The sequence below is a fragment of the Rhizobacter sp. genome (assembly GCF_031412495.1).
In the GTDB taxonomy this organism is placed as follows: domain Bacteria; phylum Pseudomonadota; class Gammaproteobacteria; order Burkholderiales; family Burkholderiaceae_C; genus Schlegelella_A.
Map to the genome: position 1 here is coordinate 1 of NZ_JANODC010000164.1, position 4464 is coordinate 4464.

The 4464-nt window shown below is 67.8% G+C and carries 3 protein-coding genes; all 3 read left to right on the forward strand.

The features are described from left to right. Window positions 1-351 (forward strand): H-NS histone family protein (locus tag AC30N0_RS05995; protein ID WP_489517016.1); only part of this gene is annotated, 351 nt, incomplete at its 5' end. 35 nt (window positions 352-386) lie between these two features. Further along, entirely contained in the window at window positions 387-2132 is a 1746-nt protein-coding gene (gene dnaG, locus AC30N0_RS06000; RefSeq protein ID WP_489517017.1) for a DNA primase, read from the forward strand. Window positions 2133-2448: 316 nt separating this feature from the next. After that, on the forward strand, window positions 2449-4464 hold a 2016-nt coding region (gene rpoD, locus AC30N0_RS06005; RefSeq protein ID WP_489517018.1), incomplete at its 3' end, for an RNA polymerase sigma factor RpoD.

The window sequence follows — 4464 nt, forward strand, 5'->3', positions numbered from 1 at the left end:
CGGTTCATTCTTGAACTCGGGAAGGGATTCGACGTGGCAACGCTCCAGGAATTGATGGCCCAGAAAGAGGCGCTCGAACGCCAGATCGATCAAACCCGCAGCCAGGCCCGGACGGAGGCGATCGAAAAAGTACGCGCACTCATGGCCGAATATGGTCTGACAGCCGCCGACCTGGGCCGGAACAGCCCGGCCAGGACAGCGCGAAAAACGAAGGCCGGAACCGGCGCAAAGGTGGCCGCCAAGTATCGCAACACCTCTACCGGAGAAACCTGGAGCGGCCGCGGCCTGCAGCCGCGCTGGCTGAAGGCGGCGCTGGCCGGCGGTCGCAAGCTCGCCGATTTCGCCGTCTGAACGGCCCCCGCCGGGGGCGCGCTTAGACTGGGCCGGTGATTCCCCCGGCCTTCGTCCATGACCTCCTCGCCCGGGTCAACATCGTCGAGATCGTCGGCCGCTCCGTCGAGCTGAAACGCGCCGGATCGACATGGAAGGGCCTCTGCCCCTTCCATGGCGAGAAGTCCCCGAGCTTCACCGTCAGCCCCTCGCGCCAGACCTACCACTGCTTCGGCTGCGGTGTCCACGGCAACGCGGTCGGCTTCCTGATCGAGCAGCACGGCATGGGCTTCATCGATGCGGTGCGCGACCTCGCGCAGCAGGCCGGCATGACCGTCCCCGAAGAATCGAGCTCCCCCGCCGAGCGGGAGGAGGCGGCGGCCCGGCAGAAGCGCCAGGCGACGCTCTCCGATGTGCTGGAGCGGGCGGCCGAGAACTACCGCCGCCAGCTGAAGTCGAGCGACCGCGCCGTCGCCTACCTGAAGGGGCGCGGCCTGAGCGGCAAGGTCGCCGCCCGCTTCGGCATGGGCTACGCCCCCGAGGGCTGGCGTGGCCTGGCCAGCGTCTTCCCGAGCTACGACGATCCCCTCCTCGAGGAAAGCGGGCTCGTCATCAGCCATGCACCGGAAGCGGGTCCGGACGGCGCTGCCGGCGCCGAGCCGGCCCAGGCCAAGCGCTACGACCGCTTCCGCGATCGCATCATGTTTCCGATCCGTTCCGTGCAGGGCGCGGTGATCGGCTTCGGCGGCCGTGTCCTCGACCGCGGCGAGCCCAAGTACCTGAATTCCCCGGAGACACCCGTCTTCAGCAAGGGCCGCGAGCTGTACGGCCTGTTCGAGGGGCGGGCGGCGATCCGCCAGCGCGGCTACGCGCTCGTCGTCGAGGGCTACATGGACGTCGTCGCGCTGGCCCAGGCCGGCTTCGAGAACGGCGTCGCGACCCTCGGAACCGCCTGCACCGCCGAGCACGTCCAGAAGCTGGTGCGCTTCACCGATACGGTGGTCTTCAGCTTCGACGGCGACGCAGCCGGCAGGCGCGCCGCCGGCCGGGCCCTCGAGGCGTGCCTGCCGCACGCGACCGACACGCGCAGCTTCCGCTTCCTCTTCCTCCCCGCCGAGCACGACCCCGACAGCTTCGTCCGCGACCTGGGCGCCGAGGCGTTCGAGGCCGCCGTGGCGGCGGCCGTGCCTCTCTCGCGCCAGCTCGTTGCCCTCGCCGCCGAGGACGCCGACCTGGCCACCGCCGAGGGCCGGGCCAGGCTCCTCGCCAACGCCCGTCCCTTGTGGTCTGCCTTGCCGGAGGGCATGCTGAAGCGGCAGTTGCTGGGCGAGATCGCCTCGCGTGCCGCCCTGCCGACCGACGAGCTGGCCGGCGCCTGGCGAGTGGGCGGGCCACCCGGCGCTCGGCCGGCGCCGAAAGCGGTCGTCCCGACCCGCCGCGGCCGGCCCACCCGCCCCGCGATGCGCCAGCCGGCCGACCGCCTGGCCTGGCTGCTGCTCCTGGAAAGTCGCTGGTGGGACGCCTTGAGCGCGGCCGACCACGCTTTCCTGTGCGAGCTGCCGGGCTGGCACGGCGAGCTCTTCCGCTTCATCGACCGGCAGACCGCGGAGCACGGCGCCGTGCCCTGGGCCGCCCTGCGCGAGCGGATCGCAGAGGCCGAGTGGGCGGCCCCGGCCCTGGCACTGGTCGACGAGGAAGACCCGGCGATCGAGCCTCTGCCGGAAGACCTGCACCTGTCCATGGGCCAGTTGCGCGTCGCTGATGAACAACGCGCAGCGATGCGGGTGCTCGGCCGGCTTTGACGCAGCTTCGTCCGGCTGCGACAATGGAGAGCTTTTTCCAGCGCGTTAGCGTGACGGCAGCACCTCCGGGCCCCGGCCACCTTCTGACGAAGGTCATCCCCTCTGGCCAAACCTCCCGCAAGGGCTGCTTGCTTCGGACGGTTCGAACCGTCCGGTCACCCCGCACGAGCCGGCTCGGCGTTTCACCCCAGGGTGCGCCAGCGGGCGTGCGAGCGCGCGTCCACGAGATTTTCGACCTTGAATTTCGCACGAAAGTGCGCAGTTCTATCTATTGGGCTGGCGTGAGCGCGCAGCCCCTTGCCATTCAAGGATACGCATGACCGCCAAGAAGACTGCACCGTCGAAAGCCCCGAGCCCGGCCGCCAAGGCCCCGAAGCCCGCCGCGCTCGACCTGAAGAAGCCGACCAAGTCGGCTGCCAAGGTCATCCCTGCGCCGGCCAAGGGCAAAGGCCCGGTGGCCAAGAAGGGCAAGGCAGACGACAAGGCGGCCAAGCCGGAGGCTTCGGACGTTGATCTCTCGGACGTCGAGTCGGAGCTGGAGGGCGAGCCGGTCCCGGTCGCGGAGGCCGACACCGCCGCCAAGGCCAAGCCGCTGCGCATGAAGGTCAGCCGCGCCAAGGAGCGCGCCCTGATGCGCGAGTTCGGCCTCGACGAGACCCAGCTCACCGAGGAAGAGGTCGCCAAGCGCCGCCAGGAGCTGAAGACGCTCATCAAGATGGGCAAGACGCGCGGTTTCCTCACGCACCAGGAGATCAACGACCACCTGCCCGAAAAGCTCGTCGACCACGAGATCCTGGAGGCGATCGTGTCGATGCTCAACGACTTGGGCATCGCCGTGTACGAGCAGGCGCCCGACGCCGCGACGCTCCTGATCGCCGGCGGCGGCGCCACCACGGCCACCGAGGAGGAAGCCGAGGAGGCGGCGGAGGCGGCGCTTTCCACCGTCGACTCCGAGTTCGGCCGCACGACCGACCCGGTGCGCATGTACATGCGCGAGATGGGCACGGTCGAGCTGCTCACTCGTGAAGGCGAGATCGAGATCGCCAAGCGCATCGAAGGCGGACTGCAGGCGATGATGCTGGCGATCAGCGCTTCGCCGACCACGATCGCCGAGATCCTGACCTACGCCGACCGCATCGCCTCGGGCGAGATGAAGATCTCAGAAGCCGTCGACGGCTTCGTCTCGGAGGGCGAGGCCGACGACTACGTGGCCGAGGAAGACGTCGACTTCTTCGACGAGGAAGACGACGACGACGGCAACGGCGGGTCCAAGGCGCTGACCAAGAAGCTCGAAGAGCTAAAGACCCAGGCGCTGGTGCGCTTCGATGACCTGCAGGGGCACTTCGATCGCATGCGCAAGGCCTACGAGCGCGACGGCTACAAGTCGCCCGCCTACAACCGTGCGCAGATGGGCGTCAGCTCCGAGATCATGAGCCTGCGCTTCACGGTCAAGACGATCGAGCGGCTCTGCCAGATCCTGCGCTCGCAGGTCGACGACATCCGCCGCTACGAGCGCGAGCTGCGCAAGATCGTGGTCGACAAGTGCGGCATGCCGCAAGAGCACTTCATCAAGACCTTCCCGCCCAACGCGCTCAACCTGAAGTGGGCCGAGAAGGAAGTCGCGGCCAACAAGCCGTACAGCGTCGTGCTCGCACGCCACCTGCCGCCGGTGCAGGACCTGCAGCAGAAGCTGATCGACATCCAGTCAAAGGCCGTCGTGCCCATCGACGACCTGAAGACCATCAACAAGAAGATGAACCAGGGCGAGAAGGCCTCGCGCGACGCGAAGAAGGAAATGATCGAGGCCAACCTGCGCCTCGTGATCTCGATCGCCAAGAAGTACACCAACCGCGGCCTGCAGTTCCTTGACCTCATTCAAGAGGGCAACATCGGCCTGATGAAGGCGGTCGACAAGTTCGAATACCGCCGTGGCTATAAGTTCTCGACGTACGCCACGTGGTGGATTCGCCAGGCGATCACGCGTTCGATCGCCGACCAGGCCCGCACGATCCGCATACCGGTGCACATGATCGAGACCATCAACAAGCTGAACCGCATCTCACGACAGATGCTGCAGGAGATGGGACGCGAGCCGACGCCGGAAGAGCTGGCAGTGCGCATGGAAATGCCGGAAGACAAGGTGCGCAAGGTCCTCAAGATCGCCAAGGAGCCCATCTCGATGGAGACTCCGATAGGCGACGACGAGGATTCGCACCTGGGCGACTTCATCGAGGACACCGCCGCCGAGAGCCCGCTCGATTCCGCGACCGTCGAGTCGCTGCGCGAGACCGTGCACGGCGTGCTGTCGCAGCTGACCCCGCGCGAAGCCAAG